We start from the raw sequence: 23,141 nt of genomic DNA, 5'->3' as shown, positions 1-23,141 counted from the left end.
GATGCGCAGGTTTTGGGACCGCGCCCGGTCCGACAGTCTGGACCGGGCAACCCTGTGGCTGGCCATGCTGGCCGCAGGGGCGCTGATCTTCATGGTGGTGGTGATCTCGGCAGGTGTCGTGCTGCGCTATGTCTTTGACACCCCGGTTCTGGGTCTGAACGAGATCAACCAGATGACTGCCGTGGTACTGGTCATGGCCGCGATGCCCTATTGCACGGCGCGGGGCGGCCATGTCGGGGTCGATGTCTTTGACAATGCCATTGGCCGCTGGGGGCGGTTTATCGGTGATGTCGGATCAAGGCTGCTGTCGGGCTTCGTGCTGTCGGTGCTGGTCCGCCGCGCCGTCATCAAGGCGCTGGACGCGCATGAGTTCGGGGACACCACCAATATGCTTGGCCTGCCAATCTGGCCATTCTACGGCATCCTTGCTGTTGGCATGGGGCTGTGCGTGCTGGTCTTTGCGGTGCAGACCCTCGCCATCCTGCGCGAAGGAGCCCGCTGATGGCACCGACCACGATCGGCCTTCTGGGCATCTTCCTTCTGTTTTTCCTGATGATCTTCCGCACGCCCGTGGCCTTTGCCATGTTGCTTTCCGGCTTCTTCGGCATGTGGGCGCTGGAGGGCTTTCGCACCGCCGGCGCGCTGATCCTGACCGAGAGCTACTCGGCCGTCGCCAGCGAAACCCTGATCGTCGTGCCGATGTTCGTGCTGCTGGGAAACATCGCCTCGGCGGCAGGTTTTTCGCGCGGGCTTTATGACGCGGCCTTCGCATGGGTCGGGCATTTTCGGGGCGGACTGGCCTCGGCCTCGGTTCTGGGCTGTGCGGCGTTTTCGGCGGTGTCGGGTTCGTCAGTGGCGACCGCGGTCACCATCGGCAAGGTTGCCCTGCCCGAGATGCGACGGTTGGGCTATGCCGATGGTCTGGCGACCGGATCGGTCGCTGCGGGCGGCACGCTGGGCTTCCTGATCCCGCCCTCAACCGGCTTCGTGCTTTACGCCATCCTGACCGAACAATCGATCGGGCGGCTGTTCATGGCGGGCATCCTGCCCGGCCTGATGCTGACGGGTCTGTTCATCGCGACAGTCTGGCTGGTGGCAAGACGCAACCCGGCGCTGGCCCCGGCAGGACCGAACGTGCCGATGGCCGAGCGCTTCCGCATCCTTGGCCGCGCCGCGCCGCTGCTGGCGGTGATGGTCCTGACCATCGGCGGCATCTATGTCGGCGCCTTCACGCCGGTCGAGGCGTCGGGGATCGGCGCGGCTCTGGTGATCCTGCTGGCAATGGCGGCGCGCAGGCTCAGTTGGACGGGGTTCGGGGCCGCGGTGATGGATACGCTCAAGACATCGGCCATGCTCTACATGATCGTGATCGGTGCGAATGTGCTGAACCCGTTCTTTGCCGTGACCCAGATACCGGCGCTGCTGGGGCAGGGGCTGCAGGGCCTGGGCCTTGGCGCTTACGGTACGCTGATCGTCATCATCCTGGCCTATGTCGTCATGGGGATGTTCATGGACGGGCTGTCGATGCTGGTGATTTCGATCCCGATCGTGTTTCCGGTCATCACCGGCCTTGGCTTCGATCCTATCTGGTTCGGTGTCGTCGCGGTGATCGTGATCGAGATGGGGATGATCACGCCCCCGGTCGGGCTGAACGTGTTTGTCGTGCGCGGCGTGGCGGGGGATGTGCCGCTGGCGACGGTCTTCCGGGGCGTGATGCCGTTTTTGCTCGCAATGGTGGTCGGGCTGATCCTTGTCATCCTGATCCCGCAGATCGCGCTGTTCATTCCCGATTCCATGTTTGGTTGAAACTGTGGCGGCCCGCGCAATGGGCCGCCTTTTCCATCACGGAGACTGCCATGACTCAAACCCACCCGCAGCTTGCCTTTATCGGCTTTGGCGAGGCGGCCGAGGCATTTGTCACCGGCTGGGGACCGGACGCGGCCAGCCACGCGCGGGCCTATGATGTGAAAAGCGACACCCCTGCTGCTCGGGCGGCGCGCACAGGCGTCACTTTGTTGACGGATCGCGCGGGGACCTTGGACGGGGCCGAGGCTGTTTTCTGCCTTGTCACCGCCGATCGCGCGGTCGAGGCCGCTGAACAGGCAGCGCCCTATCTGCCCAAGGGCGCATTCTGGCTGGACGGCAACAGCTGCTCCCCTGGCGCGAAACGCCGTGCCGCAGAGTTGATCTCGGCAGTGGGCGGGCGTTATGTCGATGTCGCGATCATGGCCCCGGTCCATCCCAAGCTGCACCGCACGCCCTTGCTGATCGCGGGACCTCATGCCGAAGTGGCTGCGCGGTTTCTTGAGACGCTTGGCATGCAGGCCCGGATCGCGGGCGCGACGGTGGGCGATGCCTCGTCGATCAAGATGATCCGCTCGGTCATGATCAAGGGGATGGAGGCGCTGACCGCCGAATGCCTGCTGGCCGCGCGCCGCGCCGGGGTCGAGGGGGCGGTCCTTGCCTCGCTTGCGGCTTCAAATCCAGGCATCAACTGGCCCGCGCAGGCCGCCTACAACCTTGAGCGGATGATGGTCCATGGCCATCGCCGCGCCGCCGAGATGCGTGAGGTCGCCGCCACGCTGGCCGAGCTGAACCTGCCCAATGCGCTGTCCAGTGCCAGCGCCGACTGGCAGCAGCGTCTGGGCGACATGCAGCTTGCGCCCGGCGATGACAGTTTTCCGCAACGTGCGGACGCCGTGCTGGCCAAACTTTAACCGCCCGCGCCTTTGCGCAATATCTCAAGAAAGTCGCGCTGGACGCCGGTCGGCTCCCACCCGCTGCGAGTGGTGATGCCGATGGGGCGCATCGCGCCGGGCAGGTGAAGGGGCAGGATGGCTAATGCGGCGGCCTCGACCTCGGCCTGCCTGCGCGATACGCCGCCCAGATGGTCGCTGCCCAGCAGCAGTTCGCGCAGCATGATCACCGATGAGGTTTCGATGACGCTGGGTGGACCATCGGCCAGAACACCGTCCAGAATGGCGCGGATGGGTGTCGATTTGCGCGGCATGACCCAAGGATGTGCCGTCAGGTCGTCGACGGTCAGCACGGGTTTGCTTAGCAGCGGATGACCCTTGCGGGAGACCGCCACAACCTCATCGTCGAACAGCCGTTCCTGCGTGATGTCCTCAATCGGGCTGGGCAGGCGCAGCGCCCCCAGTACCATGTCGATCTCGCCCCGGCGCAGGCCCAGCAGCAATTCATCATAGCGCCCGTCGATGACCTGAAAGGGAAAACTGGGCCGCAGCTTGCGAAATTCGAGGATGGCCGAGGGCAACCACCCCGAGCGTGACAGCGGCAGCGCCCCGATGACGATGCGTCCGACCTCGCGTCCGGCCAATGCGGCCAGCTCGGACTCGGCCTGCGCCAGTTCCGCCATGGCCAGACGCGCGGCCTGCGCCAGTTGCTCGCCCGCGCGGGTGGTGATCAGCCCATGCGCGGTGCGTTGAAAGAACAGCACCCCCGCCGCCTGCTCCAGCGTCGTGGTCGAGCGATGCACGGTCGGCTGGGCCAGTCCCAGATGTCGCGCGGCAAGGGTGAAATTCTGCAGCTCGCTGACGGCGATCAGCGCCGAAAGCTGCGCCCATGTCGCCTGCACCCTGACGGGTCGGGCCATGTCGGCCATGGCTGCATCCAGAATCTGCAAGGCGCGCGCGGCACGACGGGCCAAGGTCTGGCCCGGATCCGTCAGAAAAAGCCCCTGCGGGCTGCGGTGGAACAGGGTCTGTCCCGTTTCCTGCGCCAGCTTGCCCATCGCCTGCGTCACCGCTGGCTGCGAGACATGGCACAATTCGGCGGCCCGCGTCACCGAATGACTGCGCGCCAGCGCAAGGAACATTCGAAGGTGGCGGATGCTGGGTTGCATGACCGTGTGATGGGCGCGGTCCGGCAATTTGGCAAGGAAATTCTTGGTCTTGTCGTGACGCCGGAATGGCCCGGCGTCACGTTGGGTCGCGTCAGGCCGCGGCGCTTTGAGCGGATGCGGAAAGCTCGGCTTCCAGCGTCAGCATCTGGGCGACGGCATTGGCGGCCTCGGCGCCCTTCTTGACGAAATGCTCACGGAAGAAGCCGGTGTGCAGCTCGGTTTCCTGATAGTTGTGCGGCGTCAGCGAGACCGAGAAACACGGCACGCCGGTTTCCAGCCCGGCCTGCATCAGCCCATTGACCACGGCGGCGGCCACGAAATCGTGGCGATAGATACCGCCATCGACCACCAGCGCGGCGGCGACGACTGCGTCATAACGGCCGGTCTGTGCCAGTTTCTTGGCCAGCAACGGCATCTCGAACGCGCCGGGCACGTCGAAGGCGTCGGTCACGGCACCGGGGATCAGCGTCGCGGCCTCGGCCAGAAAGCCTTCATGCGCGCGGTCCACCACATCGGCGTGCCAACGAGCCTTGATAAAGGCGATACGGGGGGATTTCGTCTTGGTCGTCATAATTCAGGACCCCTGCGGTCGGTTGCGTCAGGTCCCAAGGCATGCCTTGAAGGATGCCGGGCTGGCCGGAATCCCTGTCGGTTCTCTTTCATCCGGACTATACCGTCGGCCCCGGAATTTCACCGGATCTGCTGACCCCTAGCCAAGGCAAGGGCGCTCGCGGGCTATCACCGCCGGTGGGGAATCGCACCCCGCCCTGAGAATAACTGCGACATAGCAACGCAGTTCGAGGACTTCAATGCGCCGCGCCGCGGCATGAACGAATTTCGCGCCGCGGCGATTCAGTGCCGCGCCCGCGCGACCGCGTTTGCCCAGATTTCGCGCAGATGCGCGCGCTGCGTGAGGTCCATGCCGGGCGCGAAACGGGTGGTGCTTTCACCCGGCGGCGCGGAATATCCCAAAGCGGCAAAGGCCATGGCGGCGGCCCCCAATGCCCCGACTTCTTCAACCTCGGCGCGCAGCACGGGGCGGTCCAGAAGATCGGCCTGAAGCTGCATCAGGAACGGGTTCCCCGACGCCCCGCCATCGGCGCGCAGATCCGCCAGAGGGTGGCCGATGTCACGCTCCATCGCGGTCAGGACATCGGCGATCTGATGGGCGATGGCCTCGAAAGTGGCGCGGGCCAGATGCGCAGGCCGGGTGGCATGGGTCATGCCGGTGACCAGACCGGTCGCGCGGTCATCCCAATGTGGCGCGCCAAGACCAGCCAGCGCCGGGACAAAGACCACGCCGCCGGCATCCGGCACGCTTTGCGCCAGATCGGACAGGGCGCGGGCATCCTGTATCCCCAACAACGCGGCCATGAAGCCTGCCGCCTGTGCCGAGACAGTGATATTGCCTTCCAGCGCATAGGCGGTGCCGTTTCGGTCGGTCCAGGCAATGGTGCCCGACAGTCCGTGGCTTGAGGCCACCCGCCCCGGCGTCAGCGTCATCAGCGAGGAACCGGTGCCGAAGGTCGCCTTGACCGGGCCGGGTGCGCGCACGCCATGTCCGTTCAGCGCGGCATGGCTGTCGCCCATCATCGCCCGGATCGGGATGCCGGCGGGCAGGGCGGTGGCCTGCGGGGCGGTCAGGCCGAATTCGGAATCTGACGGAACCGGGCGGGGCAGGGCCTCGATCGGCGCGCCAAACAGGGAGCAAAGCTCGGGGCTGAATTCCAGCCGCTGAGTGTCGAAAAGCTGGGTGCGCGACGCGTTGGAATGATCGGTCAGGAAGCTTGCGCCGCCGGTCAGCTTCCAAAGCAGCCACGCGTCCACCGTGCCCGCCCGCAGCCGGCTTTGCGCGGCCAGATCGCGCGCGGCGGGGATGTTCTCCATCGCCCAGCCCAGTTTCGATGCCGGAAACAAGGGGTTGATGCCCAGGCCGGTCAGTTCGACCACGCGGGCGTCATGGTCTTGGGCGATCAGCCGGGCGCAAGTCTCGGCGGTACGGCGGCATTGCCAGATGATCGCGGGGGCGATGGGCTGGCCGGTTTCTGCGTCCCACAGCACCAGTGTTTCGCGCTGGTTGGCCAGAGCGATGGCCGCGATCCGCCCCGAGGCCCCGGCCAGTTGCGCCACCACATCCCGCACGCTGTCCCAGATCGCAAGGGCCGATTGCTCGGCCCAGCCGGGCTGCGGATAGGCCGTGGTCAGGGGCGCGCTGGCTCGGGCATGGATGCGGCCCGAGGGATCGACCAGCACCGCCTTGGTATTGGTCGTGCCCTGGTCAATGGCGAGGACAAGGGGAGCCTCGCTCACTTACCGGACCTTTGCAGGGACAGTTTCGCGCGGGTGGCGATACCCTCGGGCGTCAGGCCATATTCGTTGAACAGCCATTCGACCGAACCGGTGGGCAGGAAGCCGGGGAAGCCCACGCGCTCGACCGGGACAGGGCGATGGGCCGAGGTGAGTTCCGCCACCGCGCCACCCAGACCGCCACGGATCGAGGCCTCTTCGGCGGTGACAATGGCCCCGGTTTCCTCGGCGGCGGCCAGAACGGCTTCCTCGTCCAGAGGGTTCAGCGTCGCCATGTTCAGCACGCGGGCATTGATCCCTTCGGCCGCCAACAGGTCCGAGGCAGCAAGCGCGATATGCGAAATCGTGCCATTGGCGATCAGCGTGACGTCGCTACCCGCGCGCAGCGTCTCGGCCTTGCCGGGGCGGAAGACGCGGTTTTCCACGGCAAGATCCGGAACCGGCATTCGCGACAGGCGCAGATAGACCGGGCCTTCATGGCCGGCTGCCCATTTCACCGCCTCGGCGGTTTCCCAGGCATCGGCAGGGACGATGACGGTGATCTGGGTCAGCGGGCGCAGCCAGGCGAAATCCTCGATCGAATGATGCGTCGCGCCCAGCTCGCCGTAAGCCACGCCCGAGGATTGGCCGACCAGCTTCACGTTGAAACCGGCATAGGCGATATCGGCCTTGACCTGTTCCAGCGAGCGGCCGGTCAGAAAGCAGGACGCCGCCGAGACGAAGGGGATCTTGCCGCCATTGGCCAGACCTGCGCCGACGCCGACCATACATTGCTCGGCGATACCGACATTGACCAGCCGGTCCGGGAACTGCTTCTGGAAGCCGCCCAGTTTGGACGAGCCGATGGAATCGTTCACCACGGCGACAATGCGCGGATCATTCGCGGCCAGATCGACGATGGTCGCGGCCCAGGCATCGCGGCAATCGCGCAGCCCTTCCTTGGTTGCAGCGGGAGCAGCCATCAGACGAGTTCCTCCATGGCTTTTGCGAATTGTTCGGCGTTCGGCACGCCGTGATGCCAGCTGGCCTGGTTCTCCATGAAGGAGACGCCCTTGCCCTTGACGGTATTGGCGATGATGCAAAGCGGCTTGCCGCGACCCTTGGGGCTGGCCGAGAGCAGCCCCAGAAGTGCTGCGACATCATGGCCATCGACCATTTCGACATGGAAACCAAAGGCGCGATACTTGTCGTCCAGCGGATCGAGGCCCGCCGTCTGTTCCGTGCCCTGACCCTGCTGCAAGCGGTTGCGGTCGATGATGAGCGTCAGGTTTTCCAGCTTTCGGTGACCAGCGGTCATCGCGGCCTCCCAGTTCGAGCCCTCTTGCTGCTCGCCATCGCCGGTCAGCACGAACGTCCGGTAATCCGCGCCCGAGATCTGCCCGGCAATCGCGATCCCCAAAGCGACGGGGAAGCCGTGGCCCAAAGGCCCGGTATTGGTCTCGATTCCCGGCAGGTAGTTGCGGTTCGGGTGGCCATTCAGCAGCGATTTCGGCTGCATATAGGTTTCCAGCCAATCCTCGGGGTAATAGCCCGCCGCGCAAAGCGCGGTGTAAAGTGCCCCGGTCGCGTGGCCCTTGGACATGATGAAACGATCCCGTTCGGCCCAGTCGGGACGCGAGGGGTCGTAATTCATCACCCCGAAATACAGCGTCGCCATCACATCGATGGCCGAGAAGTCGCCGCCCGGATGGCCAAGCTGCGCCTTATGGACCATGCGAAAGGCGGTGCGGCGCATCCATAGCGCCTTTTCGCGGATCAGGGTGACGGGATCGTTTTCCACTGTCATCTCACTTCTCGGGCTAGAAACGGTTGGGGAAGGTCAGCTGGGGTTCCGGCTCGGCCTCGTGGTGATAGATCGGCCAGCCGAGGTAGCGGGTCACCGCCTCATGGACGACATCGGCATGATTGCCGCGCACCATGGCGACGTGATGCTCGAAGCCGTTCTGGCTGACGAAGCGCATGAGTTTGCGCAGGTTCGGCACACGGGTCACGGCAATGCCGCCATCCATCGGGAAGGGGTGGTCGGTGAACTCGCCCTCGCCCAGATAGCATTTCATCCGGCCCAAACGGTCATCGGTCGAGAGCCGGAAATAGGTCATCGGGCCGGGCTTCACCTTGCCCTTGACCGCGCCGAAGCATTTCGACTTGCCGATGACCTCGCCCAGCACGTCCAGCTCGCTGATCTCGGGCGTGTCGCCGATGAAGCTTTTGGGATAATTGCCGCAATGGGTGCAGACGCACAGGTCCTGCTCATGGGCGTAGTTGTTGTTCCAATCCAGCAGCGCCGGCGGCGCGCCCGAGGCCAAAGCCAAGGCATACATCGAGACCGCGCCGATCACATCGACCTCGCAGGCCGAGGGCATCAGCTCCTCGCCCATCATCGACATGGTGACGCAGGTGGCGCAGCCGAAATTGTCCTGAAGCGAGCGCCAGCACTGGATGGCCGAGGCGTCGCAGCCGTTTTCCTCGATCCAGCGGTTGACGGCGAGGGTCCATTTCGCCTGCGTCTGGATCTGGGCGGGCTGGATATGCGCGGGGATCGTTCCATAGGCGCGGATCTTGTCCATCTTGGCCAGCAGATCCGGGTCGCCGTCAGGAATGGCTGCAGCCGCGCCCATCATCTCGGACAAGTCCACCGTCACCACGGTCAGGCCGGAGGCCTGAAGCAACTTTTCCGAATAGCGCATGGTCTGGAACGCGCCAGTGCGCGCCCCGATCGAGCCGATGCGGGCATTGGTCAGCCCCTTCACCGTGCGGCAGGTGCGCGCGAAACGGTCCAGATCGCGGCCGAATTCCTCACCCCAGGTGTCGCTTGTGTGGTTGGTCGTCTCGGTGAAAGGGATGCCGTATTGCCAGAAGTTGTTGGACACCGACAGCTTGCCGCAGAAGGCGTCGCGGCGCTCGGCCACGGATACCTTATCGACCTCATCATTCGAGGCCTGCAGCAGGATCGGCACGTTCAGTTTCGCGCGGTTGACCAACTCGGCTATCGCGATCTCGTCGCCGAAATTCGGCAGGCAGATCACCAGACCGTCGATGCGGTCGCGGTTCTCCTTGAAATGCGCGGCATAAAGCTCGGCATCCGCGATGGATTGCACCGCGCCATTGGCGGTTGCCTCATAGGGCAGGATGATGGCGTCGATGCCCAGTCGCTCAAGCTGGGCCAGAACCTCGTCGCGCGCGGCCTTGCATGGCGCGGGGCTGAAGAATGCCCGGCTGCCAATGACCACGCCGAGAGTGACCTTGCGGCGGATGGTTAGCGTCATTTCTCTCCTCCGGTCGGGGCCGCACCCCTCATGCGACCCTGCGAAAGCGTTTCGATTGCTTTCGATTACTGCGCTTTTAATCCGAGTCGGGGCCGTGACGCAAGACCAACTGTCACTCGCAACGCGGCGTATATATCCTGTAATTATTGCTGCAATTGCGAAATTTCGTGCTGCGGCTGCACGATGTGGGCTGTGAGAGCTGATCGAATATCCGAAATCAAATCGCAGAAAACGAAAACACTTGACTGGAAACGCCAACAAGTCGCAGGAATGGTGCGGAGGAGTCGCTGCCGGAAAGGCGGCACAAAGGGAGGAAGACCATGAACTTCAAACGCCGCATTCTGGTGTCGGCCATGGCCTTGGCCATGGCGGGCGCGCTGCCGTCGCTGGCTGCTGCTGCCGACACCATCGCAATCATTACCCCCAGCCATGACAACCCGTTCTTCAAGGCCGAGGCCGACGGTGCTGCCGCCAAGGCCAAGGAACTGGGCTATGAGACCATGGTGCTGGTCCATGACGATGACGCCAACAAGCAATCGCAACTGTTCGACAGCGCCATCGCCGCCAAGGTCAAGGCGATCGTTCTGGACAATGCCGGCGCCGATGCCTCGGTCGCAGCGGTCCAGAAGGCCAAGGATGCGGGCATTCCCAGCTTCCTGATCGACCGCGAGATCACCGCCTCGGGCGTGGCCGTGTCGCAGATCGTCTCGAACAACTACCAGGGCGCGCAGCTTGGGGCCGAGGAATTCGTCAAGCTGCTGGGTGAAAAAGGCGAATATGCCGAGCTGCTGGGCAAGGAATCCGACACCAATGCGGGCATCCGTTCGCAGGGCTATCACGACGTGATCGACCAATATCCCGACATGAAGATGGTCGCGCAGCAGACCGCCAACTGGTCCCAGACCGAGGCCTATACGGTCATGGAATCGATGCTGCAGGCCAATCCGGGCATCAAAGGCGTCATTTCGGGTAACGACACTATGGCGATGGGCGCCTGGGCCGCGCTTGAGGCTGCGGGCCGCACCGACGTGATCGTGGTGGGCTTTGACGGCTCGAACGACGTGCGCGACTCGATCGCCAAGGGCGGGATCAAGGCGACGGTGCTGCAGCCGGCCTATAGCCAGGCGCAGATGGCGGTCGAGCAGGCCGACAAGTTCCTGAAGACCGGCTCGACCGGGCTTGAGGAAAAACAGCTGATGGATTGCATCCTGATCAACGCGGACAACGCGTCGAAACTGGAAACCTTTGCGCTGAACTGACGCCTTCGCCCGGTGCGGCAAGCCCGCACCGGGCCTTTAGAAGTTGCGAGATCCCGATGAAACGCATTCTTTTGACCGTGGCCTGTCTGGCTGCGGGCTTTGGGCCAAGCGCCTGCAAGATCGTCAAGACCGACAGCGTCGAAGGCAAAGCCCCCGCCGCCGATGCCAGTGGTGATGATGCCCGCATCCAGAACCTGCTGACCGAAACATGGGAGCCGAAGCTGCTGCCGACCATCCGCGACAAGGCTGTGCCGGTCGCCGATCTGCGCGCGGCCATCGCGGGTGGGCTGGACGCGGCGGGCAAGGCGCATGGCAAAGCCGGGTCAGGTGCCGGTGCGGCATGGAACTTTGCCGTCAAGGGACAGGGCAAGGTGATCGAGGCGAAACTGGACAGCCGCGCCCGCACCATGGGGATCGACACCGACAATGACGGCGCGGCGGATGTGACGCTGCAGCTGGGGCCAGTGGTCAAGGGCTCGGCCCTGCGCGATTACTCGCCCTTCTACGACTTCACCAATTTCCGCGACCAGATCGAATTCGCCAAGCTTGGCCGGGCGCTGAATGACAAGGCCACGGCGGGGCTGACTATTGAGGGCGACCCGACCGGCAAGACAGCCAGCTTTACCGGGGTTTTTGCCATCCGCTCGGCCACCGAAGCCTGGCTGGTCACTCCGATCAGCGTCGAGGTCGCACCATGACCGAGGACCATCCGATCGGTCTGACCATTCGCCGGGGCGTCAAGGTCTATCCCGGCACCGTGGCGCTGAAGGGCGTCGATTTCGACCTGCGCATGGGTGCGGTCAATGTGCTGGTGGGCGAAAACGGCGCAGGAAAATCCACGCTGATGAAGGTCATCGCCGGGGTTGAATCCCTGACCGAGGGCGAGACCTCCCGCAATGGGCAGGTGGTGCACTTCCGTTCCAAGGCGGACGCAGTGGCGCAGGGCATCGGCATCGTCTTTCAGGAACTGAACCTGTTCCCCAACCTCACGGTGGCGGAAAACATCTTCATCGGTCGCGAGCCGACCCGTGCGGGCGTCGATATCGACCGCGAGCATCAGCGGGCCGAAACCGCCCGGCTGATGAAGCGGCTGGAACAGCCCATCGACCCCGATACCCCCTTGGGCAACCTGCGCATCGGACAGCAGCAGATCGTCGAGATCGCCAAGGCCTTGGCCCAGAACGCGGAAATCCTGATCCTCGACGAGCCCACCTCGGCCCTGTCCGCAGCCGAGGTCGAGGTGCTGTTCCGGGTCATCGCCGATCTGAAGGCGCATGGTGTCGGCATCGTCTATATCAGCCACCGGCTGGAGGAACTGATCCGCATCGGTGACTACATCACCGTGCTGCGCGACGGCGCGATCACCGGCTCGCGCCCGATGCAGGGCGTCGACATCCCCTGGATCGTGCGCGCCATGATCGGCGACAGTTCCAAGGAATTCGGGCGCACCGAACCGCCGAATTTCGGCGATGAGGTCTTTCGCGCCGAAGAGGTCGTCCTGCCCCGCCCCGGCGGCGGCAATGCGGTCGACCATGTCTCGCTGTCGGTCCGCTCGGGCGAGATCGTCGGGCTTTACGGGCTGATGGGGGCAGGGCGGACCGAGTTTCTGGAATGCATCATGGCCCAGCACCCGCACTCCGGCGGGCGCTTCTTTGTCGAGGGGAAACCCCTGACCGAGCGTGACGTGGCCGGGCGGATCGCCCGCGGCATCGCCCTGATCCCCGAGGATCGCAAGCGCGACGGCTTGGTCCAGATCATGGCCATCCGCGAGAACCTGACGCTTTCGGCGCTGGGGCGGTTCACCCGCCTTTTCCATCTGGACCTCAAGGCCGAGGCCCGCACCGCGGCCGAATTCGTCAAGCGGCTGACCATCAAGGTCGCCAGCCCCGAAAACCCGGTCTCCAGCCTGTCGGGGGGCAACCAGCAAAAGGTTGTCATCGGCAAGGCGCTGATGACCGACCCCAAGATCCTGCTGATGGATGAACCCTCGCGCGGGATCGACATCGGCGCCAAGGCCGAGGTGTTTCGCACCATGCGTCGCCTTGCCGCCGAAGGGCTTGGCATCCTCTTCGTCACTTCGGATCTGGACGAGGTGCTTGCCCTGTCAGACCGCATCATCGTCATGGCCAATGGCCGCATCACCGGGACATTCCCCAGCGGCACCGACGCCGCCGAGGTGATCGCCGCCACCGCCCCCGTCAAGGAGAGTGCCGCATGAGCGCCACCACCCGAACCGCCGCCAGCCCCTCGGTTTCCTCGGGGACCAGCGCGCTGCTTTTGCTGCTGAAGATGCGCACCTTTGTCGCGCTGATCCTTGTCTTTGCCTTCTTCGCGATCAACGCGCCGAACTTCCTGACCACTGCCAATGCCGTCATCATCTCGAAGCACGTGGCGCTGAACGCGTTTCTGGCCATCGGCATGACATTTGTGATCATCACCGGCGGCATCGACCTGTCCGTCGGCTCGATCGTCGGTCTTTGCGGCATGGTCGCGGGCTGGCTGGTACTTTACGGGATCGACCTGAACGCCATCGGCATCGCCTATTCCATCCAGTTCAATACCGTTGAGATCGCACTGATTACCGTGCTGGTCGGCATGTTTGTCGGCCTTATCAACGGGCTTCTGATCACCAAGCTGAATGTCGCGCCGTTCATCGCCACCTTGGGCACGCTTTACGTGGCGCGGGGGGCGGCGCTGCTGGCCTCGGGGGGGCGGACGTTCCCGAACCTGTCGGGGAACCCGGAATATGGCTCGGCCAGCTTTCCGTTCATCGGCACGGGCAATCTGCTGGGCCTGCCCTTCATGATCTGGATGCTGATCGCGGTGGCGGCGATTGCCGCCTATGTCGCGGGACGCACGCCGCTGGGTCGTCACATCTATGCGGTCGGCGGCAATGAACGTGGCGCGGCGCTGTCCGGCGTCAAGGTCAACCGGGTAAAGCTGTTCGTCTATGTCTTTTCGGGCTTCTGCGCGGCGCTGGTCGGGCTGATCATCGCCAGCCAGTTGCAGGCCAGCCATCCGGCCACGGGCGAGACGTTCGAACTGAACGCCATCGCGGCCGCCGTGCTGGGTGGTACTTCGATGTCGGGCGGGCGCGGGCGGATCGGCGGCACCATTGTCGGTGCCTTCGTCATCGGCATCCTGTCGGATGGGCTGATCATGATGGGCGTCTCCTCATTCTGGCAGACGGTCATCAAGGGCCTTGTCATCATTGCCGCCGTGGTCATCGATCAGGCACAAAGCCGCCTGCAGGCGCGTGTGGCGCTGCAACAGGAAGCCGCCGCAGCCCATGTGAGTTGACTGCTTTGCCAATCGGGCGGGGATCGCCTAAGACCCGCCCGACCATCCTTCTGCCGGAGCCTCTCGTGCCGCAAAACCCCGAGCCCACGCGTGACGAGTCCATGATCGGGCTTCTGTCCGAACCACGCCGCCGCCGTATCCTTGAATGGATACAGGAGGAAGGCGCGGCCCGCGTGCGCGAACTGGCTGCCGCGTTCCAGGTGTCCGAGGCGACCATCCGGCAGGATCTGGAGCGGCTGGAATCGGAAGGCCATATTACCCGCGAACATGGCGGCGCCTATCTGAACTCGGCCCCGAAGCAGGTCGAAAGTCTGGTCCTGCATCATCAGGAAAACATGGACAAGAAGCGCCGCATCGGCGCGCTGGCGGCCAGTCTGGTCGAGGATGGCGAGACGCTGATCCTTGATGCGGGCACGACCACGACCGAGGTGGCGACCCGGCTGGTTCATCGCCGCAACCTGACCGTCATTACCAATGCGCTGAACATCGCGCTGATCATGGGGGCGGTTCCGGGCTTTGAGGTGCATATGCCCGGCGGGCAATTCAAAGCCCCGACCCTGTCGCTGTCGGGCGACAAGTCGGTCGAATATTTCCGCAACATTTTCGCCGGCAAGCTGTTTCTGGCCACGGCCGGGGTCGCATTGGATGCGGGGCTGACCTATCCCAGCTTTGCCGATCTGCAATTGAAAGAGGCCATGATCCGCGCCGCTTCGCGCGTGTATCTGGTCGCCGACAGCACCAAGATCAACAAAAGCTCGTTCACCCGGCTTGGCTCGCTTGAGGTGATCCACTCGTTCATCACGGATGACGGGATTTCGGATGCCGATGCCAAGGAATTCAAGGCGCGCGGGATTGAGTTGCTGATCGCGCGCTAGTCCAGCCCCTCGCTGAACTCGCGGATCAGGTGCATGACCACGGCGCGATGGGCTTCGTCGCGACTGGCCCCGGCGGAGGTGGCAGCAGCAAAGACGGCACGCTGGCGGTCGGCGGAATTGCCCTGCGCATTGATATCACGCAAGCGAGCGACGCTGGGTTGGCTGCCAAGATGGTCGGCATCTTCGGCGATCAGTGCCAACCATTCCTCGGCAATCTGGGCGTGTGGCTTGATGTCGCCGCCGCCGAAGTCGATCAGCCCTTGTCCCAGCCCGTGGCGCAATGCCCGCCAGCGGTTTTCGCCGATCAGGAAGTTGTCATATTGCCGCCAGCGCATGTTGCGCTGTGACAGTCGCCACAGCATGCGCAGCGTCGATTGGATCAGTGCGGCAAGCGTGATCGTGTCCGACAGGCGCGGACAGGCGTCGCAGACCCGCGTCTCCAGCGTCGGGAAGCGGGCCGAAGGGCGCAGGTCCCACCAGATCTCGCTGCTGTCCCTGATGATGCCCAGATCCTCCAACACCGCGGTCGCGCGTTCAAAGGCGTTCCAATCCACGATATCGGGCGGCAGTCCGGTGCGCGGATAGCCGGAAAAAACCGTCGTCCGATAAGAGGCAAGCCCGGTATCGTCGCCCTGCCAGAACGGGCTGGAGGCCGACAGCGCCAACAGATGCGGCAGGAAATACCTGAACTGGTTCATCAGGTCGATGCGCTGCGCCCGGTCCTCGATACCCACATGGACATGCATGCCGCAGATCAGCATCCGCCGCGCCATGCCGCGCATTTCCTGCGACAGGCGGTTGTAGCGTTCCTTGTCGGTATGGTCCTGATCACGCCAATCGGCCTGCGGGTGACAGGCGGCCGAAATCGGGGCCAATCCGAATTCCCGTGCCTGTCGCGCGATGGTGCTGCGCAGTCGGCCAAGATGCGCACGTGCCTCGGTGATATCGTTGGCGACCGGCGTTCCAACCTCGATCTGGCAGCGCAGGAATTCCGGGCTGACCTGATCGTGCAGCTCGGCCTTGCAGGCGGCCATCAGCGCGTCAGGCGCATCGGTCAACTGGCCGGATTCCGCATCGACCAGCAGGTATTCCTCCTCAATGCCAAGGGTAAAGGCGGGCTCTTCGGTCATCGCGCAATCTCCTGCTTGGGCCTTAGGAAAAGGCCGCAGCACCGACGTTCGTTCCTTTGGGCCGCTGTTCACGTGGCCTTGAACTGTCGGAACATGACCTGCCGGGGGACGTTGGGAAGACAGGTGAAACCAGTCAGGAGGACCTGAAAATGGACCACGCGATGCACGAGCGGCTGAAGGTGGATGAATTGACCGAAGCAATTCTGGGCGGGGCCACAGTCCTTGGTCCAGAAGAGGAAAGGGTCGGCATCGTGTCGCATCTGCATGGCAGCGGGGCCGATGCGCTGGCCATCGTGGATGTCGGTGGCATCCTTGGTTTCGGCACAAGGCCGGTTGCGGTTTCGATGCGGGATCTGGACTTCATGCGCGACGATGATGGCCACGTCCATGCCGTGACGCGCTACAACAAGCGCGAGCTGAAAGAGATGCCTGTGTACCGTCACTGATCGGATGCGGCGCGGCGCGGGGCCACCCGCGCCGCCGCACGATACAAGGAGGACGCAACATGCCGGCCAAATCCAAGGCGCAGCAAAAGGCCGCAGGCGCGGCCCTGTCGGCGAAACGCGGCGAGACAACGAAAACGTCGCTTCGCGGCGCCTCGAAGGAAATGTTCCAGTCGATGACCGAGGCGCAGCTGGAGGAATTTGCCGCGACAAAACACAAGGGCAAGCCCGAACACGTCCGAAAATAGCGGTCCGGACAAGGCCGCGAATGCGCGGTTCCTGGCCCTTCGCAGCCCGCAGAATTCGCAGGGTTTCGCCGATTGTCCGCCGGATCGGGAACATCGGCGCGGAAAGCAAGTTTCGTTTACGCCATTCCATACAAGTCGTGACAGCGGCGCGCAGTCCGCCAGAGACATGAGGAAAATCAGGATGATGGATTATCCCAAGCCTCCGTTTCCCGAACAGACTCAGGACCTGCCCGGAACATTTCGGGTGATGGAACCGCGCCCGGATCATGGTGAAACGACGTGGCAGGGCAATGGCCGATTGCGAGGCAAGGTGGCCCTGATCACCGGCGGAGACAGCGGCATCGGGCGTGCCGTAGCCATCGCCTATGCTCGCGAAGGGGCGGACGTGGCGCTGTCCTTCCTCAATGAATCATGGGATGCCCGCGATACGGCGCGCCTTGTTGAAAAAGCGGGTCGCGATTGCGCGCTGTTGCCCGGAGACCTTGCCGATGCCGATCATTGCCGCGACGTGGTGGCGCGCACCGTCGCGCGCTTTGGCCGGATCGACGTTCTGGTCAACAACGCCGCTCATCAGATGAAATTCGACCGGATCGAGGATATTCCCGACGCGGAATGGCGGAAAACCTTTGCCGTGAACATCGACGCCGTATTCCATCTGGTCAAGGCGGCCATCCCCCATATGCCGCCGGGCAGTGCGATCATCAACACCGCCTCGATCAACGCCGACAAGCCCAATCCGACGCTGCTTGCCTATGCGGTGACCAAGGGCGCGATCCAGAATTTCACCATCGGACTGGCGCAGATGCTGGCCGACAAGGGTATCCGTGCCAATGTGGTTGCGCCCGGACCGGTCTGGACGCCGCTGATCCCGGCCAGCATGTCGCACAGGGACGTGGCGCGCTTTGGCGAGAACTACCCGATGCAGCGCCCGGCACAGCCGGTTGAACTGGCCTCGGCCTATGTGATGCTGGCCGAGCCGATGTCCAGCTATGTCTCGGGCGCGACCATTGCCGTCACCGGCGGGATGCCGATAATCTGACCACCCCTACCGATGCCGGGTGTCCACCGGATAGGCCGTGGTGAAGCGGATGCGTTCCAACGAGAAATGCGAGGTCACGCTTTTGATCGGCAGCGCCTCGGTCAGGCGTTTGTAGAAGGAATCAAACGCCGCCATGTTCGGCACCGCCACCCGCAGCAGGTAGTCCATTTCACCCGCCATGCGATGCGCCTCCATGATCTCGGGCATGGTCTGCACCACACGGCCGAACTGCTCGCGCCATTCGGCGCTGTGATCGGGGGCCTCGATTTCGATGAAGACGATGGTGTCGAAACCCAGATGGGCGGGATTGGCCATGGCGACGCGTCCGGTCAGCACGCCATTCGTTTCCAGCTTCTGGATGCGTTTCCAGCACGGGGTCTGGGACAGGCCGACCTTCTCTGCGATCTGCGAGATCGGCATGCTGGCGTCGCGCATCAACTCGGCGACGATTTTGCGGTCAATCAGGTCCAGGTCCAACATCTGCTCAAACCTCGAAACTTGCAGGGCTGGAGAATGTTATCCCACAGTCGATACAAATAGTCTATCGGATAAATCGTGATAAAACTTGCATGCAACTATTCCGGGTTTCGAAAGGGGAGGAATCCCCTTTCGTCAAGGGTTTCGCCGGGTATTAGCGTTGGGCAACCACAGTCACGGTGATTTCGCCAACGCCCTCGATTGCGGCGGTGATACGGTCGCCGGGAATCACCGCGCCGACCCCGGCAGGGGTCCCGGCCATGATCAGGTCGCCCGCACGAAGTTCGAAGAATCGCGACAGATAGGCGATCATCTCGGGCACTTTCCAGATCATCTGGTCAAGGTCGCCCTGCTGGCGCAATTCGCCGTTCACCTTGGCGACAAGCGCGCCTTTCGCCGGGTGGCCGACCTGCGCGATCGGTTGGATGGCGCCGCAGGGGGCCGAGGCCTCGAAAGATTTGGCGATTTCCCAGGGGCGGCCCATTTTTTTGGCGACGGCCTGCAGGTCGCGCCGGGTCATGTCCAGACCGACGCCGTAGCCAAAGACGCAATCCAGCGCCTGTTCCAGTGCGATATCGGTGCCGCCGGATTTCAGCGCGACGACCAGCTCGACCTCGTGATGCACGTCCGAGGATTGGGTGGGGTAGGGGAAATCTCCGCCCGGCGGGACGATGGCATCCGGGTTCTTCTGAAAGAAGAAGGGCGGCTCCTTGTCGGGATCGTGGCCCATCTCGATCGCGTGTTCGGCGAAATTGCGTCCGACGCAATAGATGCGACGGACGGGAAACAGCTGGTCACTGCCCGCAATGGGAAGGGTCGGCACCGGGGCCGGATCAAAGGCGAATGTCTGGGTCACGTCGGTTCCGTCCTGCTTTGCCTCGCGGGGGCAAGGCCCCTGCGGATGCGGCATTGCGTCCGGTATCGCCGCAGGCGTCAAGGCCCCGACACCGGCTTAGCCGAGATATTCCCGATCCGTGACCTTCTCCAGCCACTGTGTAATGCCTTTCACCCGTGTCCGCCGCGATCATGCCGGACGGTCAGGTCCGGTCATGGACATGCGCCGCATGCGGGCCGGGCTTCAGGCCCTCGGGCAGACGGCTGGTGCGGATGAAATGCGCGGTACGGGCGGCGAATGTCGTTTCGAACACATGCTGGCGGGCGAAATCGCGGGCGCGCAGGGCGGCCTCGGCGATCTGCGCGCGATCGCGGTGCAATTCGGCAATGCGTCGCGCCAGCGCGGGCGCGTCAAAGATTGGCACCTGCCAGCCCGAACCCGAGGTTTCGACAATGCCCCGGAAGGCGTCATTGGCATAGCCCGCGATGGGGACGCCACAGGACATCACCTCGGGATAGGTGCAGGATGGGTCGCCCTGCGTGTGGCAGCAGACAAATATGTCCGAGGTGTCGCGCAGGAAGGGAACCCAGCCGGTCTGGAAATCCAACACCCCACGCAGGATCATGACGTCCTGCAGGCCATTGGCCTGGATACTGGCCCGAAGCTCGGCCTCCTGCGGACCCGAACCGCAGATGTCAAAAATGAAGGGCACGTTCATGCGGCGCAGTTCTGATGCGACGCGGGGCAGTTCCATTACCCCCTTCATCGGCACGAAGCGCCCGCCAAAGACCAGTCGCAGCGGTTCACCCGCCTGCAGGCGCGTCAGCTTGGCCTGCATGGCCGCATCCGAGATCACCTCGGCGGCCCGCACACGGTTGTCGAAGAACAGGTGGGTGTCAGCGCACAGACCCTTATAATTTTCAAAGGTTGGCGTGCCGCTGCATTGCAGACCGGCGGCGCGACGCAGCATGTCGCGGCGGATACGCTCGCTGCGCCACAGCCAGACGTGGCGACGCAGGCGCCTCAACGGGTGCAACTGCTCCGAAGCAAGAATTTGCCTCTCGGTGCGGGGGGAATATTCGGATACAAAGACCATCGGCAGCCCGATGCTTTGGCAAAGCTCCAGCATCGGAGCGTCGTCGCGGGACAGGAAGCCCACGACTTGCGCGGCACTCGACAGTCGTTGGGCCAATTCGGGGCCGACCTCGGGGCGCAGTTCCAGCCCGGTCTCATCCTCGCCCGGCAGGTATTCCTGATGGTCCATGTCGGTGGTGGGCTGCGGGTCCAAACGGACAAGGCTGGTCACCGGGCCGGGCCAGTTCCGGGCATATTGGGCCGCGCCTTCCATGTATTTCCTGGTCAGGACCAGCCCGCCTCGAGGTCCACGATACGCGGAAAGCGATGGCAGCAGGATCAGTTCGTTCGGACCTTCGATATTGTCACCTCTCATGCAAGACGCTCCAGCATGTAATGGATTTCCTTTAAATCAACGTTAAATCCGCCGTGATCGGGATGACCGACCACAAATCCGAAACGCATGCCCAGACAGTCCGCGACCTCTTTGTAGGGCATGGCGAAACGGTTGGGAGGTTGAATGACAAGGAAGGCGCCGCCATCGGCCAATGCATAGAGAGCATGGCCCAGATGGCTGCCCTCGACCGAGACGACAACGGGTGCATCCAGCGCGATCCGGGCAATCGTATCGGCCTGCATCTGGTCCGGGTCGATGATGTCAAACCGCAGTTTGCCCAGCATTTCCTCAAGCTGTTCTTCGTTCTTCAGCCAGCGCGGCTCGCCCTGCGTGCTGCCGCGCCGGATGAAGATGCCCTTCGGCGATGGAAACGTGCCGATTGCGCTGCGCAAGCGGGCGCGTAACTGCCGGTAGCGCGCCAGCTTGAAGCTGTTTTGTGAGAAGTCGCGATAGATCGTCAGCCGTCCGATTCTGGCATGGCGCGGCATTGGCGGCTCGGGCAGGTCCAGCAGCACGCGGTAGCCGGATGCATGGGAATAGGGCTTGGTCGGTGCTGCGATCCGGGGCGCGTCGTCGCCGGGGATCATTTCAAGCGGCAGGCTGTCCTGCATGAAATTCCCGAAGAAATCCGCACCCGTCCAGCCCGAGACCAGACACGCTTCGGGTATCGTCTGACTGGGCGGCAGGTCGGGGTCCAGCATCCGGGCCTCGCCATGGCCGATGCGTTCCTTGGCACCGCCGCGATACAGATAGGCCCCGGCCAGAACCACATCCGGCAGGATCAGGGCCTCGGTTGGGGCGTGCAGGATCGGGGTTCCGGCGATCAACCCGCGCTCAACCTCCCAGTCGCGCCAGGGGGATAGGGCGATGATCCGGTCCATCGCGCCATCAGGATGAAGGGCCGGGGGGCGGGTCACCTCTTCGGCCGGGCAAAGTTCGCGACGCTCAATGGCGAAGCTGGACAGGTCTGTCGGCCCCCGTCGCAATAGCCGCGCGAGATTCCGCGAAATCAGGGCTGAATTCAGCATGGCTGACTGACGATCCCGATCACGCGGTCCTGATCTGCTTCCGGCAGGTCCGGATACAAAGGCAGGCACAGGATCTGCTCACCGGCGGGGCGCGCATTGGGCAGATTCTCGGGCGCGGCCGAGGGCAGGTCGCGATACATCGGCAGATCCGAGATCAGCGGGTGGAAGTAGCGCCGGGCAAAGATCCCATCCTCTTTCAACCTGGCGTGCAGCGCGTCACGACTCATCGGGTATTCGGGGCCGACCCGGATCGGGAACATGTAGGAGTTCTGACCCGGCTGGCCGGGCGGGCACAGGCAATGCAGCCCCGGGACCTGCGACAACGCCTGCCAGTAGCGGTTGGCCAGATGATCGCGAGCGTCGATGATTTCGTCGATGCGGGGCAGCAGGGCCAGCCCGACGGCGGCATGCAGCTCGCTCATCTTGGTGTTCAGCCCGATTTCCGAGACCGTGACCTCATCGACGATCCCGTAATTCGCCAGCCGGTCCAGTGCCAGCTTGGTTTCCCGGTCCGGGGAAACGATCGCCCCGCCCTCGAAACTGTTGAAGACCTTGGTTGCGTGGAAACTCAGAACCGAAAGATCGCCCTCGGCCACCAGCGGATGTCCGTTCTTGCGCACGCCAAAGGCATGGGCGGCGTCGTAGATCAGCCTCAGCCCGTGACGGCGCGCGACGGCGGCCAGCCCCTCGGTATCGCAGGGGATGCCGTAACAATGCACGGCCATGATCGCCTGCGTTCGCGGGGTGATACTTGCCTCGACCGCCGCCGGATCAAGATTCAGCGTATGCGGGTCGATATCGGCAAAGACCGGTTCGGCCCCGGCCCAGCGGATGGCATGACTGGTGGCGACAAAGGAAAACGGCGAGGTGATCACTTCGCCGGTAATGCCGTAATGACGCAACGCCAGCACCAACCCCAGCGAGGCGTTGCAGACGATGCTCAGGAACTCTACCCCCAGATACCGCGCCAGATCTGCCTCGAACTGCTGCAAGAGCGGTCCGTTGTTAGACAGAACCCGGCTGGTCCATATCCTTTCAAGGAAAGGCATGATGTCAGTGAGGGAAGGCAGAACGGGTCGGGTTACGAAAACAGGGGAGCTACTCATAAACACGGCCTCACAAAAGGCAAACCGAACGAAACCTCACACTTTGACCATAGCACGAATGGGCAACCGCCAATTGAATTTGTCTACGCCCGCACCTGAACATTTGGATAGGTCTGCTGCAGCCCAAATCTGCGGCGGTCACAGGCTGGAGCTGCGGGTGTCCTGCATCTCGCAATGCCAGCGCGAGATCTGCCATTTGGGGTTCTGCACCTGCCAGCGGGCGACCTGCGGCTGGCCCGCGACCATGCAGGTCATCATCGAGACCTCGTAAGGGTCGTAGAGCAGTTGAAAGTTGCGGCACTCCTGAGTCGTGTTCAGGCAGGCGGCAATGACCAAGGCGATCATGGGATACTCCTGTCAGCGATCATGCGTTGCACAAGAACAGGTCAGCAGGACTGATCTTTGCCTGTCCTGAAACCGCGCCGAAACTTCACGAAATTTGGACGAAAGGTCATGGCAGCCGGGGCGCGGGGCTGAGGTATCTTTCAGGGA

At 63.6% G+C, this 23,141-nt stretch carries 24 protein-coding genes and 1 riboswitch; of the genes, 11 read left to right on the top strand and 13 right to left on the bottom strand.

Going from position 1 to position 23,141, the window contains the following annotated elements; all coding sequences use genetic code 11:
* Position 1 precedes the first annotated feature (1 nt).
* The 3 genes from GL300_RS13550 to GL300_RS13540 are packed head-to-tail and all read left to right on the top strand — an operon-like array spanning position 2 to position 2,717.
* Positions 2 to 502: a TRAP transporter small permease gene (locus tag GL300_RS13550; protein WP_155040165.1), complete on the top strand. Its 501-nt coding sequence runs from the start codon at positions 2 to 4 to the stop codon at positions 500 to 502.
* Entirely contained in the window at positions 502 to 1,806 is a 1,305-nt protein-coding gene (locus tag GL300_RS13545; RefSeq protein WP_155040164.1) for a TRAP transporter large permease, read from the top strand. Before GL300_RS13550 ends, GL300_RS13545 begins: the two co-directional genes overlap by 1 nt.
* A gap of 50 nt (positions 1,807 to 1,856) precedes the next feature.
* Entirely contained in the window at positions 1,857 to 2,717 is an 861-nt protein-coding gene (locus GL300_RS13540) for an NAD(P)-dependent oxidoreductase (RefSeq protein ID WP_155040163.1), read from the top strand.
* On the opposite strand, the gene GL300_RS13535 is transcribed toward GL300_RS13540, so the two are convergent.
* The 6 genes from GL300_RS13535 to GL300_RS13510 form a co-directional block, all read right to left on the bottom strand.
* Positions 2,714 to 3,865 carry a LysR family transcriptional regulator gene (locus tag GL300_RS13535; RefSeq protein WP_155040162.1) on the bottom strand — a complete coding sequence of 384 codons (1,152 nt, stop codon included), beginning with the start codon at positions 3,863 to 3,865 and terminating at the stop codon, positions 2,714 to 2,716. The genes GL300_RS13540 and GL300_RS13535 overlap by 4 nt on opposite strands.
* Before the next feature lie 91 nt (positions 3,866 to 3,956).
* Entirely contained in the window at positions 3,957 to 4,436 is a 480-nt protein-coding gene (locus GL300_RS13530) for a 6,7-dimethyl-8-ribityllumazine synthase (protein WP_155040161.1), read from the bottom strand.
* 76 nt (positions 4,437 to 4,512) lie between these two features.
* Positions 4,513 to 4,644: riboswitch (FMN riboswitch) on the bottom strand.
* 73 nt (positions 4,645 to 4,717) lie between these two features.
* Complete coding sequence (locus GL300_RS27280) at positions 4,718 to 6,175, bottom strand: FGGY family carbohydrate kinase (protein ID WP_343043042.1); 1,458 nt, start codon at positions 6,173 to 6,175, stop codon at positions 4,718 to 4,720.
* A complete protein-coding gene (locus GL300_RS13520) occupies positions 6,172 to 7,134 on the bottom strand; it encodes a transketolase family protein (protein WP_155040160.1) in 963 nt (320 codons plus the stop codon). The genes GL300_RS27280 and GL300_RS13520 overlap by 4 nt, the downstream gene beginning before the upstream one ends.
* Positions 7,134 to 7,952: a transketolase gene (locus tag GL300_RS13515; protein ID WP_394206869.1), complete on the bottom strand. Its 819-nt coding sequence runs from the start codon at positions 7,950 to 7,952 to the stop codon at positions 7,134 to 7,136. Before GL300_RS13515 ends, GL300_RS13520 begins: the two co-directional genes overlap by 1 nt.
* 19 nt (positions 7,953 to 7,971) lie before the next feature.
* A complete protein-coding gene (locus GL300_RS13510) occupies positions 7,972 to 9,438 on the bottom strand; it encodes an L-fucose/L-arabinose isomerase family protein (RefSeq protein ID WP_155040158.1) in 1,467 nt (488 codons plus the stop codon).
* 320 nt (positions 9,439 to 9,758) lie between these two features.
* Here GL300_RS13510 and GL300_RS13505 point away from each other — a divergent pair, with 320 nt between their 5' ends.
* From GL300_RS13505 to GL300_RS13485, 5 genes are all read left to right on the top strand, one after another.
* On the top strand, positions 9,759 to 10,697 hold the full coding sequence (locus tag GL300_RS13505; protein WP_155040157.1) for a D-ribose ABC transporter substrate-binding protein: 939 nt from the start codon (positions 9,759 to 9,761) through the stop codon (positions 10,695 to 10,697).
* 56 nt (positions 10,698 to 10,753) lie between these two features.
* Positions 10,754 to 11,395 (top strand): DUF2291 family protein, encoded by a 642-nt coding sequence (locus GL300_RS13500; protein ID WP_155040156.1) that lies wholly within the window; start codon positions 10,754 to 10,756, stop codon positions 11,393 to 11,395.
* Positions 11,392 to 12,915 carry a sugar ABC transporter ATP-binding protein gene (locus tag GL300_RS13495; protein ID WP_155040155.1) on the top strand — a complete coding sequence of 508 codons (1,524 nt, stop codon included), beginning with the start codon at positions 11,392 to 11,394 and terminating at the stop codon, positions 12,913 to 12,915. The genes GL300_RS13500 and GL300_RS13495 overlap by 4 nt, the downstream gene beginning before the upstream one ends.
* Positions 12,912 to 13,997 (top strand): ABC transporter permease, encoded by a 1,086-nt coding sequence (locus tag GL300_RS13490; RefSeq protein WP_155040154.1) that lies wholly within the window; start codon positions 12,912 to 12,914, stop codon positions 13,995 to 13,997. The genes GL300_RS13495 and GL300_RS13490 overlap by 4 nt, the downstream gene beginning before the upstream one ends.
* A 65-nt stretch (positions 13,998 to 14,062) precedes the next feature.
* Positions 14,063 to 14,872 (top strand): DeoR/GlpR family DNA-binding transcription regulator, encoded by an 810-nt coding sequence (locus tag GL300_RS13485; RefSeq protein ID WP_343043041.1) that lies wholly within the window; start codon positions 14,063 to 14,065, stop codon positions 14,870 to 14,872.
* Here GL300_RS13485 and GL300_RS13480 read toward each other — a convergent pair.
* Entirely contained in the window at positions 14,869 to 16,002 is a 1,134-nt protein-coding gene (locus GL300_RS13480) for a carboxylate-amine ligase (RefSeq protein WP_155040153.1), read from the bottom strand. The two genes, GL300_RS13485 and GL300_RS13480, sit on opposite strands and share 4 nt — an antisense overlap.
* Positions 16,003 to 16,151: 149 nt before the next feature.
* On the opposite strand from GL300_RS13480, the gene GL300_RS13475 reads away from it, so the two are divergent.
* The 3 genes from GL300_RS13475 to GL300_RS13465 all read left to right on the top strand — a co-directional run bounded on the left by GL300_RS13475 (position 16,152) and on the right by GL300_RS13465 (position 17,732).
* Positions 16,152 to 16,448: a PRC-barrel domain containing protein gene (locus tag GL300_RS13475; protein WP_155040152.1), complete on the top strand. Its 297-nt coding sequence runs from the start codon at positions 16,152 to 16,154 to the stop codon at positions 16,446 to 16,448.
* A gap of 59 nt (positions 16,449 to 16,507) precedes the next feature.
* Positions 16,508 to 16,693 (top strand): DUF3008 family protein, encoded by a 186-nt coding sequence (locus GL300_RS13470; protein ID WP_155040151.1) that lies wholly within the window; start codon positions 16,508 to 16,510, stop codon positions 16,691 to 16,693.
* A gap of 181 nt (positions 16,694 to 16,874) precedes the next feature.
* Entirely contained in the window at positions 16,875 to 17,732 is an 858-nt protein-coding gene (locus GL300_RS13465) for an SDR family oxidoreductase (RefSeq protein ID WP_155040150.1), read from the top strand.
* 6 nt (positions 17,733 to 17,738) lie between these two features.
* Here GL300_RS13465 and GL300_RS13460 read toward each other — a convergent pair whose 3' ends face one another.
* The 6 genes from GL300_RS13460 to GL300_RS13435 form a co-directional block, all read right to left on the bottom strand.
* Positions 17,739 to 18,212, bottom strand: a complete 474-nt coding sequence (locus tag GL300_RS13460) for an Lrp/AsnC family transcriptional regulator (RefSeq protein WP_155040149.1) — start codon at positions 18,210 to 18,212, stop codon at positions 17,739 to 17,741.
* A 151-nt stretch (positions 18,213 to 18,363) separates the two neighbouring features.
* On the bottom strand, positions 18,364 to 19,065 hold the full coding sequence (locus GL300_RS13455) for a fumarylacetoacetate hydrolase family protein (protein ID WP_343043039.1): 702 nt from the start codon (positions 19,063 to 19,065) through the stop codon (positions 18,364 to 18,366).
* Positions 19,066 to 19,246: 181 nt separating this feature from the next.
* Entirely contained in the window at positions 19,247 to 20,494 is a 1,248-nt protein-coding gene (locus GL300_RS13450) for a glycosyltransferase family 4 protein (protein ID WP_155040147.1), read from the bottom strand.
* Positions 20,491 to 21,543, bottom strand: coding sequence for a glycosyltransferase 61 family protein (locus tag GL300_RS13445; protein ID WP_155040146.1), 1,053 nt, complete (start codon positions 21,541 to 21,543; stop codon positions 20,491 to 20,493). Before GL300_RS13445 ends, GL300_RS13450 begins: the two co-directional genes overlap by 4 nt.
* The gene (locus GL300_RS13440; RefSeq protein WP_225612217.1) at positions 21,537 to 22,592 is read right to left on the bottom strand and encodes a DegT/DnrJ/EryC1/StrS family aminotransferase; all 1,056 of its coding nucleotides are present in this window, start codon (positions 22,590 to 22,592) and stop codon (positions 21,537 to 21,539) included. Before GL300_RS13440 ends, GL300_RS13445 begins: the two co-directional genes overlap by 7 nt.
* Before the next feature lie 195 nt (positions 22,593 to 22,787).
* Positions 22,788 to 22,994 (bottom strand): hypothetical protein, encoded by a 207-nt coding sequence (locus tag GL300_RS13435; protein WP_155040144.1) that lies wholly within the window; start codon positions 22,992 to 22,994, stop codon positions 22,788 to 22,790.
* Positions 22,995 to 23,141 lie beyond the last annotated feature (147 nt).

The organism is Paracoccus litorisediminis (assembly GCF_009711205.1).
In the GTDB taxonomy this organism is placed as follows: domain Bacteria; phylum Pseudomonadota; class Alphaproteobacteria; order Rhodobacterales; family Rhodobacteraceae; genus Paracoccus; species Paracoccus litorisediminis.
This window is presented reverse-complemented; position numbering and strand designations above follow the sequence as displayed.

Coding starts and splice junctions, on each gene's coding strand:
- GL300_RS13465 (WP_155040150.1), top strand. CDS start 16,875: ATGATGGATTATCCCAAGCCTCCGTTTCCCGAACAGACTCAGGACCTG.
- GL300_RS13440 (WP_225612217.1), bottom strand. CDS start 22,592: ATGCCTTTCCTTGAAAGGATATGGACCAGCCGGGTTCTGTCTAACAAC.
- GL300_RS13435 (WP_155040144.1), bottom strand. CDS start 22,994: ATGATCGCCTTGGTCATTGCCGCCTGCCTGAACACGACTCAGGAGTGC.
- GL300_RS13490 (WP_155040154.1), top strand. CDS start 12,912: ATGAGCGCCACCACCCGAACCGCCGCCAGCCCCTCGGTTTCCTCGGGG.
- GL300_RS13545 (WP_155040164.1), top strand. CDS start 502: ATGGCACCGACCACGATCGGCCTTCTGGGCATCTTCCTTCTGTTTTTC.
- GL300_RS13520 (WP_155040160.1), bottom strand. CDS start 7,134: ATGGCTGCTCCCGCTGCAACCAAGGAAGGGCTGCGCGATTGCCGCGAT.
- GL300_RS13480 (WP_155040153.1), bottom strand. CDS start 16,002: ATGACCGAAGAGCCCGCCTTTACCCTTGGCATTGAGGAGGAATACCTG.
- GL300_RS13470 (WP_155040151.1), top strand. CDS start 16,508: ATGCCGGCCAAATCCAAGGCGCAGCAAAAGGCCGCAGGCGCGGCCCTG.
- GL300_RS13535 (WP_155040162.1), bottom strand. CDS start 3,865: ATGCAACCCAGCATCCGCCACCTTCGAATGTTCCTTGCGCTGGCGCGC.
- GL300_RS13540 (WP_155040163.1), top strand. CDS start 1,857: ATGACTCAAACCCACCCGCAGCTTGCCTTTATCGGCTTTGGCGAGGCG.
- GL300_RS13550 (WP_155040165.1), top strand. CDS start 2: ATGCGCAGGTTTTGGGACCGCGCCCGGTCCGACAGTCTGGACCGGGCA.
- GL300_RS13450 (WP_155040147.1), bottom strand. CDS start 20,494: ATGAGAGGTGACAATATCGAAGGTCCGAACGAACTGATCCTGCTGCCA.
- GL300_RS13460 (WP_155040149.1), bottom strand. CDS start 18,212: ATGTTGGACCTGGACCTGATTGACCGCAAAATCGTCGCCGAGTTGATG.
- GL300_RS13495 (WP_155040155.1), top strand. CDS start 11,392: ATGACCGAGGACCATCCGATCGGTCTGACCATTCGCCGGGGCGTCAAG.
- GL300_RS13500 (WP_155040156.1), top strand. CDS start 10,754: ATGAAACGCATTCTTTTGACCGTGGCCTGTCTGGCTGCGGGCTTTGGG.
- GL300_RS13530 (WP_155040161.1), bottom strand. CDS start 4,436: ATGACGACCAAGACGAAATCCCCCCGTATCGCCTTTATCAAGGCTCGT.
- GL300_RS13475 (WP_155040152.1), top strand. CDS start 16,152: ATGGACCACGCGATGCACGAGCGGCTGAAGGTGGATGAATTGACCGAA.
- GL300_RS13510 (WP_155040158.1), bottom strand. CDS start 9,438: ATGACGCTAACCATCCGCCGCAAGGTCACTCTCGGCGTGGTCATTGGC.
- GL300_RS13505 (WP_155040157.1), top strand. CDS start 9,759: ATGAACTTCAAACGCCGCATTCTGGTGTCGGCCATGGCCTTGGCCATG.
- GL300_RS13445 (WP_155040146.1), bottom strand. CDS start 21,543: ATGCTGAATTCAGCCCTGATTTCGCGGAATCTCGCGCGGCTATTGCGA.